Annotated in this window: 20 protein-coding genes; 13 read left to right on the forward strand and 7 right to left on the reverse strand. The window is 42.4% G+C overall.

Annotated features, from left to right (window positions below; genetic code table 11):
* Positions 1–5: 5 nt before the first annotated feature.
* The gene (locus tag PseudUWO311_RS07000; protein WP_142654486.1) at positions 6–302 is read right to left on the reverse strand and encodes a DUF1330 domain-containing protein; all 297 of its coding nucleotides are present in this window, start codon (positions 300–302) and stop codon (positions 6–8) included.
* Between the two features lie 19 nt (positions 303–321).
* Positions 322–1,047 (reverse strand): SDR family oxidoreductase, encoded by a 726-nt coding sequence (locus PseudUWO311_RS07005; protein WP_142654487.1) that lies wholly within the window; start codon positions 1,045–1,047, stop codon positions 322–324.
* A 210-nt stretch (positions 1,048–1,257) separates the two neighbouring features.
* Here PseudUWO311_RS07005 and PseudUWO311_RS07010 point away from each other — a divergent pair, with 210 nt between their 5' ends.
* The 4 genes from PseudUWO311_RS07010 (at position 1,258) to PseudUWO311_RS07025 (ending at position 3,848) form a co-directional block, all read left to right on the forward strand.
* Positions 1,258–2,154, forward strand: coding sequence for a LysR family transcriptional regulator (locus PseudUWO311_RS07010; protein ID WP_142654488.1), 897 nt, complete (start codon positions 1,258–1,260; stop codon positions 2,152–2,154).
* 271 nt (positions 2,155–2,425) lie between these two features.
* Positions 2,426–2,698: a DUF4160 domain-containing protein gene (locus PseudUWO311_RS07015; RefSeq protein ID WP_142654596.1), complete on the forward strand. Its 273-nt coding sequence runs from the start codon at positions 2,426–2,428 to the stop codon at positions 2,696–2,698.
* A 14-nt stretch (positions 2,699–2,712) separates the two neighbouring features.
* On the forward strand, positions 2,713–3,000 hold the full coding sequence (locus PseudUWO311_RS07020) for a DUF2442 domain-containing protein (RefSeq protein WP_142654489.1): 288 nt from the start codon (positions 2,713–2,715) through the stop codon (positions 2,998–3,000).
* Positions 3,001–3,419: 419 nt separating this feature from the next.
* Entirely contained in the window at positions 3,420–3,848 is a 429-nt protein-coding gene (locus PseudUWO311_RS07025; protein ID WP_142654490.1) for a GNAT family N-acetyltransferase, read from the forward strand.
* Between the two features lie 150 nt (positions 3,849–3,998).
* Here the strand turns inward: PseudUWO311_RS07025 and PseudUWO311_RS07030 are convergent, their stop codons facing one another.
* Positions 3,999–4,688 (reverse strand): helix-turn-helix domain-containing protein, encoded by a 690-nt coding sequence (locus PseudUWO311_RS07030; RefSeq protein WP_190303425.1) that lies wholly within the window; start codon positions 4,686–4,688, stop codon positions 3,999–4,001.
* Between the two features lie 83 nt (positions 4,689–4,771).
* On the opposite strand from PseudUWO311_RS07030, the gene PseudUWO311_RS07035 reads away from it, so the two are divergent.
* On the forward strand, positions 4,772–5,161 hold the full coding sequence (locus PseudUWO311_RS07035; RefSeq protein ID WP_142654492.1) for an MAPEG family protein: 390 nt from the start codon (positions 4,772–4,774) through the stop codon (positions 5,159–5,161).
* 23 nt (positions 5,162–5,184) lie between these two features.
* The gene (locus PseudUWO311_RS07040) at positions 5,185–5,901 is read left to right on the forward strand and encodes a DUF4336 domain-containing protein (RefSeq protein ID WP_142654493.1); all 717 of its coding nucleotides are present in this window, start codon (positions 5,185–5,187) and stop codon (positions 5,899–5,901) included.
* Between the two features lie 68 nt (positions 5,902–5,969).
* Here PseudUWO311_RS07040 and PseudUWO311_RS07045 read toward each other — a convergent pair whose 3' ends face one another.
* Positions 5,970–6,836 (reverse strand): LysR family transcriptional regulator, encoded by an 867-nt coding sequence (locus PseudUWO311_RS07045; protein ID WP_142654494.1) that lies wholly within the window; start codon positions 6,834–6,836, stop codon positions 5,970–5,972.
* Positions 6,837–6,988: 152 nt separating this feature from the next.
* On the opposite strand from PseudUWO311_RS07045, the gene PseudUWO311_RS07050 reads away from it, so the two are divergent.
* The 5 genes from PseudUWO311_RS07050 (at position 6,989) to PseudUWO311_RS07070 (ending at position 10,165) form a co-directional block, all read left to right on the forward strand.
* On the forward strand, positions 6,989–7,534 hold the full coding sequence (locus tag PseudUWO311_RS07050) for a peroxiredoxin-like family protein (RefSeq protein ID WP_142654495.1): 546 nt from the start codon (positions 6,989–6,991) through the stop codon (positions 7,532–7,534).
* 259 nt (positions 7,535–7,793) lie between these two features.
* Complete coding sequence (locus PseudUWO311_RS07055) at positions 7,794–8,426, forward strand: DUF4439 domain-containing protein (RefSeq protein WP_142654496.1); 633 nt, start codon at positions 7,794–7,796, stop codon at positions 8,424–8,426.
* An 11-nt stretch (positions 8,427–8,437) separates the two neighbouring features.
* Positions 8,438–8,806 carry a plastocyanin/azurin family copper-binding protein gene (locus PseudUWO311_RS07060; RefSeq protein WP_142654497.1) on the forward strand — a complete coding sequence of 123 codons (369 nt, stop codon included), beginning with the start codon at positions 8,438–8,440 and terminating at the stop codon, positions 8,804–8,806.
* Positions 8,807–8,920: 114 nt separating this feature from the next.
* Positions 8,921–9,295, forward strand: coding sequence for a hypothetical protein (locus PseudUWO311_RS07065; protein ID WP_142654498.1), 375 nt, complete (start codon positions 8,921–8,923; stop codon positions 9,293–9,295).
* A 291-nt stretch (positions 9,296–9,586) separates the two neighbouring features.
* Complete coding sequence (locus tag PseudUWO311_RS07070) at positions 9,587–10,165, forward strand: DUF2721 domain-containing protein (RefSeq protein WP_142654499.1); 579 nt, start codon at positions 9,587–9,589, stop codon at positions 10,163–10,165.
* Positions 10,166–10,220: 55 nt separating this feature from the next.
* Here the strand turns inward: PseudUWO311_RS07070 and PseudUWO311_RS23950 are convergent, their stop codons facing one another.
* On the reverse strand, positions 10,221–10,385 hold the full coding sequence (locus tag PseudUWO311_RS23950) for a hypothetical protein (RefSeq protein WP_190303426.1): 165 nt from the start codon (positions 10,383–10,385) through the stop codon (positions 10,221–10,223).
* A 64-nt stretch (positions 10,386–10,449) separates the two neighbouring features.
* Here PseudUWO311_RS23950 and PseudUWO311_RS07075 point away from each other — a divergent pair, with 64 nt between their 5' ends.
* Both PseudUWO311_RS07075 and PseudUWO311_RS07080 read left to right on the forward strand, forming a co-directional pair.
* Positions 10,450–11,034: an O-methyltransferase gene (locus PseudUWO311_RS07075; protein ID WP_142654500.1), complete on the forward strand. Its 585-nt coding sequence runs from the start codon at positions 10,450–10,452 to the stop codon at positions 11,032–11,034.
* Positions 11,035–11,223: 189 nt separating this feature from the next.
* Positions 11,224–11,814: an AAA family ATPase gene (locus tag PseudUWO311_RS07080; protein ID WP_142654501.1), complete on the forward strand. Its 591-nt coding sequence runs from the start codon at positions 11,224–11,226 to the stop codon at positions 11,812–11,814.
* A gap of 142 nt (positions 11,815–11,956) precedes the next feature.
* Here PseudUWO311_RS07080 and PseudUWO311_RS07085 read toward each other — a convergent pair whose 3' ends face one another.
* Positions 11,957–12,445: a RidA family protein gene (locus PseudUWO311_RS07085; RefSeq protein WP_142654502.1), complete on the reverse strand. Its 489-nt coding sequence runs from the start codon at positions 12,443–12,445 to the stop codon at positions 11,957–11,959.
* A gap of 69 nt (positions 12,446–12,514) precedes the next feature.
* Positions 12,515–13,261, reverse strand: a complete 747-nt coding sequence (locus PseudUWO311_RS07090; RefSeq protein WP_142654503.1) for an SDR family oxidoreductase — start codon at positions 13,259–13,261, stop codon at positions 12,515–12,517.
* Between the last annotated feature and the right edge of the window lie 98 nt (positions 13,262–13,359).

Below are 13,359 nucleotides of genomic sequence, written 5' to 3' on the forward strand. Positions count from 1 at the left end.
GTTTATTACAGTAATGAATTTGACGAAAAGGTTGTGAGAAACTTAAACGCCTTTTCTCGGTAAGGCTCCATTGCGGTGTAGGCATCACTCAAAAGAAACTGCTTCATAGCTGCCTCGCTTGGGAATTCCATCACTGCGACGAGATCGAAGCGATCGCCACCCACTAATGTTGCAATACCACTATAACGCTGGACTTTAGCACCAGCTTGTTCTAGCAGGGGAAGAACCCCATCAACATATCGTTGTAAGGCTTCTGCACCATCTTCGGCAAAATTTGCGATCGTAATCATTGTGTTAGTCATCAAATTTAGCTCCTAGCAATTACATTCCAGCAAATTGTTTCTCGACCGCTTTATGGTCTTGTCGCCAAGCTGCATAAAGCTGAGTAGACATCGGATCGGGAAAGATATCTTCTAGATCGGTTTCAATTCCATGTAGCACCGCCTTTGCAATATCCGCAGGACTTGTTTTTGCCATATCAACACCAGCTAGCATATCCGTATCCACCGCACCAGGGAAAACTCCATAAACTGCGATGTTTTTGTCAGAAACGCTAGCGCGAAGAGATTGAGTCATCGACCAAGCCGCAGCTTTCGAGGCATTGTAAGTAGCTAATCCTGGCATACTGGCTAAAGCAACAAGCGTTAGGATATTCACGATTGCACCACCACCATTTTTTTCGATCGCAGGCACAAACGCACGAGCCATATTCAGCGCTCCGTAGAAGTTGACATCAAATTGTTCATGGATCTTTTCTACTGGAACCTCCAGAATATTACCAAACGACAAAACCCCAGCATTATTGATAAGTAGATTGACATCGGGAGCTTGCTCAGATAAACGGCTCACCAAATCATGATTGGTAACATCGACTTGCAATGGAATGACTCGCGCTGAATCGAGCGCCGTTACCGCTTCTAAGCTATTGCGATCGCGGGCAGTGGCGTAGACTTTCTGCACACCTGCGCCTAGTAAGGCTCGAACAAGTGCAAGACCAATTCCGCGATTTGCGCCAGTAACCAATACCGTTGCGTTTTGAAGTTTCATAGCCTGCGTTCCTGTGAATTAACTTTTGAGATGGACTCACGATATCCCATGCTAAATCAACAATAAATACAAAATCACGAACTTCTCTCGTGCAATATTTGCATGAATGGTTTATAATTCATGCATAATAAATCTCCAAATCTACGAGATCGCCACAATTAATGCTTAAAATTCAGGAAGCTATTGAGCAAACCTTGATATTCATCAACTATGGAATTATCTGTCCTGCAAATCTTTGTGGATGTCGTCAAACAAGGCAGCTTTGCTGCTGTTGCGCGGGAGCGAAATGTCGATCCTTCATCCGTGTCACGGGCGATCGCAGGTTTAGAGGAAGAACTAGGTATCCGTTTGTTCCAGCGTACAACTAGGCAATTGTCTCCCACAGAGGCGGGAATGTCGTATTTTCAGCGAATTGAACCATTGGTCGAGGAAATGCAGCAGGCGATCGATGTGGCTTCCGATATGTCTGGACAACCGAAAGGAATATTGCGAATTACGGCATCGGTTTCTTTTGGACTTAAGTGCATTGTTCCGTTATTGCCTGACTTCAGATTGCTGTATCCCGATCTTACTGTCGAACTACTCCTAGCCGATGCCATTGTCGATCTATTTACAGAACGCATCGATCTTGCTATTAGACTGGGATTATTAGCAGACTCGACATTGATCGTCCAACGACTGATGCAAACTCATTACTTTGTATGTGCTAGTCCAGAGTATCTCCAACAAAAAGGACACCCAAAGATCCCTAGCGATATTGAGAAGCATGATTGTTTGTTGTTTCCACTAACAGGTTTTCGCTCAAAATGGAGATTTAGGAATATAGATAGAGAAGAAAGTGAAGTTTTTGTTCAAGGGAAAACAATTATCTCAAACGCGATCGCCCTTCAGCAATGTGCGATCGCGGGAATGGGATTAGCCTTACTACCCAACTGGTTGATTGGAGATGATATACGAGATGGGAGACTTGTCAATGTGTTTCCAAGTTATGATGTGACAGCAAGAGATTTCAGTAGTGCGGCTTGGCTGGTCTATCCTTCCCGTGCTTATGTTCCGCTCAAGGTTCGGGTCTTTATTGATTTTCTCAAACAGCGTATATCTGGCTAAGTGTGCTGGGAGCGGACGATAAAGCTATCGTCGATTCCTTGTAGGATGAGTCCCGCCGCAAAGAATGAGAATCGATAAGCGATCGCCTAGAAATCATGACTCATAGTATAGCGATCGCCTTTGGGAGATTGATTGTTGGAGCGATCACCTAAAAATCACGACTCACAGTAATAGCGATCGCCTCTAGAGGATAGATTGTTGAGGCGATCGCTGAAAAAAGTTCTTGATTCATCAGATTTTTGGTAGCTTGCAGGTGTCAATTTCGGCTAAAATAGACTATAAACAAAAGAGGCTATATGCCGAAGTCACAAGATTTTACGGGATAACTATCAAAGTCTTTTTTGGAGATCATCCACCTCCACATTTTCATGCAATTTACGGCGATTTTAATGCTTTGATTGGTATCGCATCGCTAGAAATCATTGAAGGAGATTTACCCAGTCGGGCTGAAAAGCTAGTAATGGAATGGGCTACGCTATATCAAAGCGAACTCCTCAATATGTGGAACACTCAAGATTTTCGTAAGCTACCTCCCTTAAAATAACTGAGATATTTATCATGAAGCCTCCTAAAATTATTTCTGCTCAAGTCATTGGCGATCGCATATTGTTGGTTGAGTTTAGCCAAAATGAATTTAAGAAGTATGATATCTCTCAGTTGTTAAATAAAGAGATGTTTGCTCCATTACGGAATCCTAGCTTTTTTAAAAATTTTAAGATTGAGTCGGGTGGTTATGGGTTGGTTTGGAATGAAGATATTGATATTAGCGAATATGAACTTTGGAAGAATGGAGTGAGCCTTAAAGATGGCGAAAGTCAGCAATCTTTAGCTATGACAATATTTTAAGGCGATCGCTTTCAGCAAACCTTTAAAAAATATATCGTTGAAGCGATCGCCTAGAAATTACGACTCATAGTAATAGCGATCGCCTTTATGAGATAGATTGTTGGTGCGGTCACATAGAAATCATGACTCACGATAATAGCGATCGCCTTCAGCCACTGCTTTATCAGATAGAGAATTGAGGCGATCGTCTAAAAAATCACGACTTAGAGTATTAACGATTGCCATTTTCCCCTTCACCTCACAAAAAGCGTTCACAGTAATCCACAATTGAGTTATCATTTCCCCTAGTTGGGTTGCGTTTCTTAACTCAACCTACAAAATAGTGATCGCACTAGCTTTAGAATAGGACAGTAGTTTTGCTGGTAAGCTTTGCGATTAGCCTTATCAGGTTAGAACTATCCAGATGACGAGATAAATCTATGGAGCAATTGAGAATTGACGTAGCTATAGAGCCACAATCTGATGAAATTGAATTTGTGATGCAACAGATTATCAATTTCAACAGAAATCGTGTAGGGGAAGGCAACTATAAGCACCTAGCAATCTTTTTGAGAGATGTAGATGGGCATATAGTTGGCGGATTGGTTGGAGAAACCTATTGGCAGTGGTTATATGTTGATGTGTTGTGGGTACAGGATTCTTTTCGTGGGGAAGGTTATGGTGATGCTCTTCTAGCCACTGCGGAACAAGAAGCTGTGAAGCGAGAGCGAGGTTGCAAATATGCCTATTTAGAAACGTTCAGTTTTCAAGCTCTAGATTTTTATCAAAAGCGTGGATATGTTATTTTTGGCGAACTAACAGACTTTCCTCAAGGCTATAATCGTTTCTTTTTGAAGAAGGATCTATAGAGAACACTGGGATCACCGCATAGATCGCCCACACCAAACCTTTTAGCAGATAGATAACGATCTCCTAGAAATCACGACTCATAGTAATAGCGATCGCCTTGAGGAGATTGATTTTTGATGAGATCGCCTAATTAGTTAAGAAATTAAGATCTAAATCTTCAAGATCGCAACCATCTCGGCTCTTGCGGAGACATCTAATTTCCGAAACATTCGTTTTAGAGCCTGTTTTACTCCTTCCCTTGATATTCCGATGCGATCGCCGATTTCGCGATTGTTAAAACCTTTTGCGACCAGTTCTGCGACCTCCCGTTCGCGCATCGTGAGGCAATTCAACTTTTCAGAATTAGAGTTTCGTAATTCTGCCATTCTTACCGAAAGATGCAAGGAGAGAGTGCTGATATGCAGCAAATCTTTGTCGGCAAAGGGTGGCAAGTCTTGCTCGCGCAAAAAATAGATGCCGCCCACAAGGTTTCCATTGCCAACGAGAACCGATGCCATACCATTCTCGATTCCTTCGGGACGAAAAACTTTTCGGTAAATATCTGATTGCTGCCAACTTTCTTGGGTTTGGATGGATAAGTTATGGATAGGAGTCTTTTCTTGTATAGCAGTCAGACTAATCCGATCGCCCTGACGACCGAGTTGATGATAGTGATCGCAGAAAGATTGCGATAATCCTCGGAAATCCGCAGAAATGATTTCCGAATTTGCATCGAGGCGATCGAATCCCCAAGCCTTTGCCATGAAAAATTTCCCCGCATCCTCGATAAAGCGATCGCGCAGTTCTACTTCGCTTCGAGCCGTGGCAATTTGCCATAAAAAATTTTGCCAATCCGACATTTTGTACTCAGATGGGGACTTCCCTAAAAAACTTTTGAAGCATATTGTAAATCTAAATATTGGCAATTTAGATCGATCTTGCGATGAACTCGGATTTAACATCATTAACAATCCTCGCCCTATGGGGGATCGCCCTCAATCACACCCCTGCGATTGCCCGTGTCCTTCGTTCCAACGTAGCATGGGGGATGGGAAATCGCGAAACCTCGCCCGATGTACCTGCATGGGTAGAAAGAGCCGATCGCGCACAAAGAAATCATCACGATAACCTCGCGGCGATCGCCATTGTCATCCTCAGCGCTCAAGTTATGGGAAAGACAGATGCGATAACTGGGATTGCGGCAATAGTCATCGTAACCAGTCGAATTCTCCATAGCTTGACCTATATCTTCGGGATTGTCGGCTTAAGATCGTTGGCTTATTTTGTTGCGTTGGGAGCTTTGCTAGTTATAGTTTGGCGATCGTTCATCTAGAATATCTATAGTTTAAAAGCATCATGATCAGAGAATTAGATCGCGATATATGGGTTGCGGAACAGCCATTACGATATTTTGGGCTGAATGTTGGCACGAGAATGACGATTATTCGCCTTTCTCAAGGAGATTTAGCCGTTATTTCACCGATTCGACCAACTCCAGAAATGGTCGCTCAGATTGGTAAACTCGGAGAAGTTGGGCATATCATCGCTCCCAATCTGTATCACTATTTATTCGCCGAAGATTTCAAAAAATTATATCCAAAAGCAATATTCTGGGCGACATCGGGATTGAATCTTAAAAAGCCCAACTTTTCAATCGATCGTACAATCGGGATTGATGATGATGTTTTATGGGATGGGCTAGAACCTATGTTTTTTGATGGGTTTAAAACGCTGGATTTACGCGGGTTTGTCCCACTGAATGAATGGGTGTTCTTTCATACTGCAACCCGTACTTTAATCTTGACTGATGCCGCTTTTAACTTTGATGAGAGCTTTCCAGCCCTGACACAATTTGCCGCTAGATTGATTGGTGGCTACAAAAATTTGAGTCCATCCCTTTTAGAGCGAGTTGCAACGACTGAAAAAGAGCGAGTAAGGCGATCGGTTGTGAAAATTTTAAACTGGGATTTCGAGCGAGTAATTATGGCTCACGGTAGTATCGTAGAGGAGAAGGCAAAACAAAAGTTCAAGCTTGGATACGAAGATTTTTTAGGGGAGCCTATCCTTTTATAATTTTTCTGTAAGACTAGCGATCGCCTCCAGCAAACCCTTTAGCAGATAGATAATTGAGGCGATCGCACCTAATCCACCTCCCAATTATGACTTGCCGCATAATGACAAAAACGCTCCACAATTTCCGAACTTTGCTGCTGTCGCCACTTGATGCCAATCGTTCGTTGAAAATCTAAATCAACAATTGGAATATAGACAATACCAGTTAGACCGCGCCATTTTGGCATAACGCTAATTCCCAGCCCCGCCTTTATCCAAGAGATCACCCATTCTTCTCGACTAGCGCGATAGATTACCTTAGGATGAATATTCTTCGCTTCCAGAATATCGCACTCCCTTTCGGCAAATTCGCAATTGATGCGATCAATAAATGGTTGTCCGTCTAATTCCATCAGGCGTACAGAAGTTCGTTGGGCAAAGGGATGATTAAGCGGTACTGCTAACTGCAAGGATTGACTAAAAAGCGCGAACGAGGATTGCGGTTCTTCGCGATCGCCCAAAACCGTTAGCGCCACATCAACTTCTCCTTCTTCTAACCAATCCCGCAATTTTTCTTGCGTCCCATCCCGCAATTCAATGGTTACGCTAGGGCAATCCTGCTGAAACCTGCTAACCAATTCCGCTAACTCCGCAACCCGTATGGTTGTGAGCGCACCGAGCCTTAAAATTGGCTGTTCGTGAAATCCCTTCAGTTCGTGTAGCGCCGCTTGATACTGCGCCATGATGATTGTCGCTTTCTCCAAGAAAGAACGCCCTGCTTGCGTTAAAACCGTGCGTCGCCCACCGCGCTCAAATAGGGAAACCCCTAATTCCTGCTCCAATTTCTTAATGCCCGTTGACAGAGAAGGCTGGGATAAATATAGACGCTCGGCTGCTCGCGAAAAATTTCCAGTCTCGGCGATCGTCAAAAAGTAACGTACCTGATATAAATCCATCTATTGATATCCTTTATAGCTTCTATCGTTAATATAGTCTTGCTAAATAGTTTAACATCCCGCAGTATGAATACATCGACTAGGGCAAATGAGAAATCCACCAAACCCAAGTCTTTAAAAACAGTTATTCAAATGCAATTGGAGATTGGCTCATGACTACACAAATTGAAAGAACAACCTCGCCCAAACTAATCATGGGGCATCCTGCGCCTAGTCTGGAGGTGAAAACCCTCGATGGCAATGTTTGGAACTTAGCAAAACAGCCTACTGACAAATACATTGCGCTCGTGTTTTATCGTGGTCTTCATTGCCCTTTCTGTCAAGAATACGTTGCCAATGTAGACAAACAACTGGCTGAATTCAACCGAATTGGCGTAAATGTGATTGCCATCAGCGGCGATACATTAGAACGGGCGCAGGAATTCAAAGCCGTCAGTAAGATCGAGAATTTGGCGATCGGCTATGGTTTAACCCCAGATGATATGCACCGATGGGGTCTCTATATCAGTAAGGAACACTTTGAGAGCGAACCAGCGATCTTCAGCGAGCCTGCCACTTTCATCATCAAGCCCGATGGTCGTCTTTACTATGCCAATATTGGCACTCATCCTTTTGCTCGTCCCGATTTGAGTATTCTCTTACGAGGATTGGACTACATCGTTCACCATGACTATCCTTTTCGTGGAACCGAGTGGTAATCGATCAATATGGAAGCGGGAAACCCATTTCTCGCAATGCTTTTGCAACCCTAACTCATGGCAAAAGCAACTATAGGAGCTAGGCGAAAAGACGAAATAATCATACTTGGATGGAGTATTGCGAGCATCTGCTTTTTTATTACAATTCATCTCGTAATCAATCAATTCAATCAATTCAATCAATTCAAAGACTTAAATTGATATTATTCCTGCCAAGATTTTTTTTGCAAGTTCAAATTACAAAATATTAGGATTTATTATGAAATCATCAAAACCGACTTCTCAATTCATTAAGACATTCACTCGTCGAGGCTTTGTAGTTGGTGGCACGATCGCTAGCGTTTCAACCGCACTCCTCGTTTCTGCACTTCCCAGTCATGCGGAATCGGGAGATTTAGCAATTCTCAATGCCGCCATTGACCTAGAGAATCAAGGGATTTGGGCATACGGAGTTGCAGGCGGAAAACTAAGTCAAACGGCTGTTGGAAAGACAGTTTTAGCCTTGGGACTGCGCAACCGTGCCGATCACATTAAACATCGCGATGCTCTGTTAGCTCTGGTAAAGCAACTGGGAGGCACGCCTGTCGCTGCGAAGGAAAGCTACGATCTATCCAGCTACATCCAAGCTGGGGAAGGAAATCTGGATAGCGATGTCAACATTGCCAAGCTGGCTCTTGCTTTGGAAGTGGATGCCGCTCTCGCTTATATCGGTGCCTTTAGCAAGTTCAAAAGCTCCGCTCTGATTGCAGCAGCAGGTACGATCGCCCCAGTAGAGGCATCCCATGCTACAGCGATTCGTGCAGCCTTCATTGCGCTTGGCACAAAAATTGAATACATCCCCGCTTCCTTTGTGAGTGCCGATACTCGCGATGCTTGGATTCTAAAAGTATAAAAGGAGTTAATATGACTACCTCATTTCTATCCTTAAGATTTACTCGTAGACTCCAGTCCTTTGGGTTGTTTATTGTGGTGATCGCGCTTGTCATCTTCATCGGGGCGATCTGTTCGTATAGTGCTAACTCAATTACAGTAACGATCGAAGGCTTTCAGTTTACGCCCGCCGAGATCGAGATCAAGCAAGGCACCATCGTTACATTTATCAATAAGGATGATGCACCTCACACGGTCGATCCAGATTCTGGAGAAGGTTTTGTGGGGACAGGACGACTGAAGTCAGGAGAAAGCAAAGCGATCGCGTTTAATACTCTGGGCATTCAATCCTATCATTGCGCTATTCATCCCAGCATGATGGGCAAGGCGATCGTTAAGTAGATGGCGATGTTCCCCGATGATTTTCTCCATTAAGGTGATTTTCCTCGAATGATTTAAACTAACTAATTTTCATTGACTGATTTTTGTTGTACCCGAATTTCGGGAGGATTTGATATGGATACCATTCGTTTTATCAGCGGTTCTTTACACGGAATTTTAGACTATGCTGCTGCCATTGTTCTAATTTCAGTCCCATTGGCACTTAACTTCCAAACAACATCACCACTGGCTTTATGGCTATCAGTTGCGGCTGGAGTTCTACTAGTCACCTACAGTCTTATCACCGATTATGGACTGAGTCTTGTGAAGTGGATTCCTTTTAACATTCATTTAATCCTAGATGCAGTTGCTGGGGTTGCTTTTCTCGTCGCACCATTTTTGTTTGGGTTTGAAGGATTGATTCGTTGGTTTTACTTTGCTAACGGTGCGATCGTGCTGCTTCTGGTCCTCGTCACCGATCCTCGTATTTCAAGAGTGGGAAATCGTTAAACTTCAAGATCTAATTACAAGAATAGGTGGTGGCATATACAACAGGGTAACCACATCTTATTTTTAAAACGCTTGCTGAAAAAAGGTTTAACTTGTTTTTGGATTTTGAAGCCAGAAAACCAAAGCCTTTCTCAGCAGGGCTTTTTTGACTAAATGTGTTTGCTCTCTTAGGACTATCAAGTGAAGTAAACGCTATGAGCTTTTCGGTTGACATTGGCTCAATTAAATGGAATTTGTTCCATCCACGCTAAAATCTTAGCCAAATATTAATCTCGATTGAAAGTTCAAACCATGCCAAGCGAAGCAGTTGTTAAAACTATAGGACTGATTATTGCCCCTGTTGTAATGATTACAGCTTGTAGCATTATGCAGAATGGATTAATTGCTCACTATAACTCCCTAGAGGAACGTATACGCCAGGTGAATCACTGGATTATCAGTTTATTAGAAACAGATTTGAGCCAAAATAGCATTAAAACTGAACTTCCTGAGAATTTAGATTCTCAACTAGCGCTCAAAGCCGATCGCTTACATCATTTAGAGCACCATCTCTTACCACATTTATTCCATCGTCATCACATACTGCATGACGTTTTGGGATTGGTTTATCTTGCTATTCTGACACAAATATTGGATATGCTTGTGATTGCAATTGCAGTTACAACAGATGTTGGCTGGTTATCTCAACTTGTATTGGTGGTTTTCCTAATTGGGATTGGGATTTTGTTTACAGGAATTGTGCTTGTTTCCTACGAATTACGTACATCCCATGAATCGATTCAGCTTGAAACCCATCATAATTGCCAGCAATGCAAGCAAAAGTCCTACAAGAGCAAGCGATCGCCTAGAACTCCTAATTTACAGCACTAGCGATCGCATACCGTAAACCTTTAGAAGATAGATTGTTGAGGCGATCGCCTAAAAATCACGAATCACAGTTATAGCGATCGCCTCCAGCAAACCCTTTAACAGATAGGCGATCGCCTAGAGATCGCGACTCATAGTAATAGCGATCGCCACCAACTCTAGTGATATTGATTATTTTAGAACTGATTGTATAGCAACAACTTAATATTATAAAACTTGACACAGTTGCAATGTAGCAGATAATCAGATGAAGATCGCCAATTCAAGGATGAAAGAGTATTAATATAATGCATGACATAGAAAACATTAAGATCCCCAAAATTGTTCAAGATATTTTAATAAAGACTGAAAAAATTGGATTTCAGATGGTGTCAGAACCTCTAGTTGGGGCGTTACTAAGAACTTTAGCAGTGAGTAAACCATCTGGTCGATTTCTAGAACTTGGTACTGGAACGGGAGTCTCAACAGCATGGATTTTGAGTGGAATGGATTTGCAATCAACGCTATTGACAGTTGACAATGATGCTGCGCTTGTTGCTATTGCCCAAGAGCATCTTGGCAAGGACTCAAGAGTAGAATTTCAGGTGGAAGATGGCGACGCTCTTATAGAGAAGTTAAGTAACAGTAAACAACTCTTTGACATGATATTTGCAGATACATGGGCTGGGAAATACACTCATTTCGAGGAAGCACTGCAATGCTTAAAGTCTGGAGGGCTGTATATTATTGACGACATGCTGCCTCAAAGTAACTGGCCAGAGGGTCATGAGTTAAAGGTAAGTGCACTGATTACAGAGTTAGAGAAACGTAGTGATTTGAGTGTAATTAAAATAAGTTGGGCTAGTGGAGTTATTATCGCGGCGAAGAAATAGCACCTTTAAAAGCATAAAATGCGATCGCCTAGAAATCACGACTTGTAGTAATAGCGATCTCATTTATGAAGATAAATTATTGAGACGATCAAAATAATTCTCAATAACATAGAGTTAGAATAGCAGTTTGCAATAATTTGTGAAGATTGGTACTAGATAATTGTTGTTTTGAGAACATTATTACCACAAATGATTATTTGGTTAAATGGAGCCTTTGGTGTTGGCAAAACTCAGACTGCCTTTGAGTTACATAGTCGCATTCCTAATAGTTTTGTGTTTGACCCCGAACAAATAGGTTTTTTTCTTGACAAAATCGTTCCGCTAGATGTTCGAGTAGGAGATTTTCAAAACCACCCTATCTGGCGCGAATTTACCTGTCAAGGGCTGCGATATGTTGCTGAGAATTTTGAAGGGACTATTATCGTTCCAATGACAATAGTCGAGCCTATCTATTACGATCAAACTGTTCGAGCATTGAAAAGTTATGGGTTGCAGGTGTATCATTTTACTTTGCTTGCATCTCGCGATACGATTCTTCGTAGGTTGAGACGAAGGGGTGATGGAAGTAATTCTTGGAATGCACGTCAACTAGATCGATGCTTAGAATGTTTATCAGATGAGAAGTTTGCTTTTCATCTCAACACAGAGGGGAAAGGAGTTGAGGTTGTTGCTGAAGAAATTGCTTATTACGCAGGGCTTAATATAAATCCTCCAACTTGGCATCCAATTTTTCGCCCTTTAAAGCGGATGATCGTTCAAATACGTCATATTCGATTTTAGAAAGAGGAATATAGCGATCGCCTTTAGAAGATAGATTGTTGAGGCGATCACATAGAAATCATGACTCACATTATTAGCGATCGCAAATAAGCGGCATGACCTCCAAGCCTTGAGGAATGTCATGTAGTCAATACTGAGCCACCTAAATGTGAAGTATTTCACGATAGGCAAACGTGATTTCCAATTCGATAGTAATGTGCTTGGGTAAATGTGTCTGTGCGTAAGCCGTGCGAGAGTGTAGACCTCGATCGCCAAGCACATGGTTAAAAACACGGGAAGCACCATCAAGCACTTCTGGTTGATCGAAAAAATCTGGAGCTGAGCAAACATGCCCAGCAACATGTAACAATCCGATCAAACGATCAAAACCGTCAAGCGCTTGATGAATCCGCGAAAGAGCATTTAGTGCAGCTTTTTGTGCTGCTTCCTGTCCTTGCGTAAGTGTTAGAACGCTTCCAACTTGACCGCTAAACTTGCCATCGTAACCTGAAGTTTGAGCAGAAAGGAAACCAATTCCAGCATGCAGTCTAAATGGTGCGTAGTCACCAGCAGGGGACGGTGGGTTCTGAGGTAGTTCCAGACCTAGCTCAGCTAATCGAGCAATAACGTCATTCGTAAAGTTTCTATTCATAATGGTTTTTGCTTGTTATGTTCTTGGGATCTATATGTATTTATTTTGTCATGCTCGTCCAGTGATGGTCTAAAGTTGACTGATACCTCCATCGACGGCAATTTCAGCACCCAAAATGTAGCTAGAATCTGATGTACTCAGGAACAAAACTGCTTTTGCAATTTCTTCAGAAGTGCCAAATCGTTTCATTGGAATTTGCGCGATGAATTTCTGTGCGTTTGCTTCAACAGTCTCCTGAGACAGTCCAGTTTTACTGTGAAAAGGAGTGGCAATTGCACCAGGACTGATTGCATTCACTCGGATTCCACGATCAATTAGCTCCGCAGAAAATGTTCTGGCTAGAGATCTCACAGCAGCTTTGCTGGCTGATACAACGCTGGTATTTGGAAGGCCAAGACTACCGATGAAAGAGGTATTGAGAACGATAGCAGCACAATCGTTGAGATGAGCAAGAGATTTTTGAACAGTAAAGTATAGTCCTTTTAGATTGATTGAAAACACTTCGTCATAAATGGCTTCGGTCGTAGCTTCCAATGATGTAAATCTTCCCATCCCAGCATTTGCGAATAGAACATCAATCTTGCCAAATTTTTCTGTGATCGCTTTGTAAAGGTTGTCAATCTGCTCTAAATCCTCTACATCAGCTTGATGTGCTAAGACATCTCCTCCGATTTCTATCGCTGCTGTATCTAAAGAAGTGCGATCGCGTCCAGTAATAATCACTCGTGCGCCTTCTTGACTGAATAATTTGGCAGTCGCCAATCCAATTCCACTACTACCGCCAGTTACTAAAGCTACCTTGTTCGCTAATTTCATTATTTTTGTCTCCTAAGTGAGTGATTTAATCAAAACATAGGAGACTATCTAATAGGAAGTATTTACCTAAAAGTGCTATACTCACCAAATAGTGAAAA

It is taken from the genome of Pseudanabaena sp. UWO311, assembly GCF_006937785.1.
Classification (GTDB): Bacteria; Cyanobacteriota; Cyanobacteriia; order Pseudanabaenales; family Pseudanabaenaceae; genus Pseudanabaena.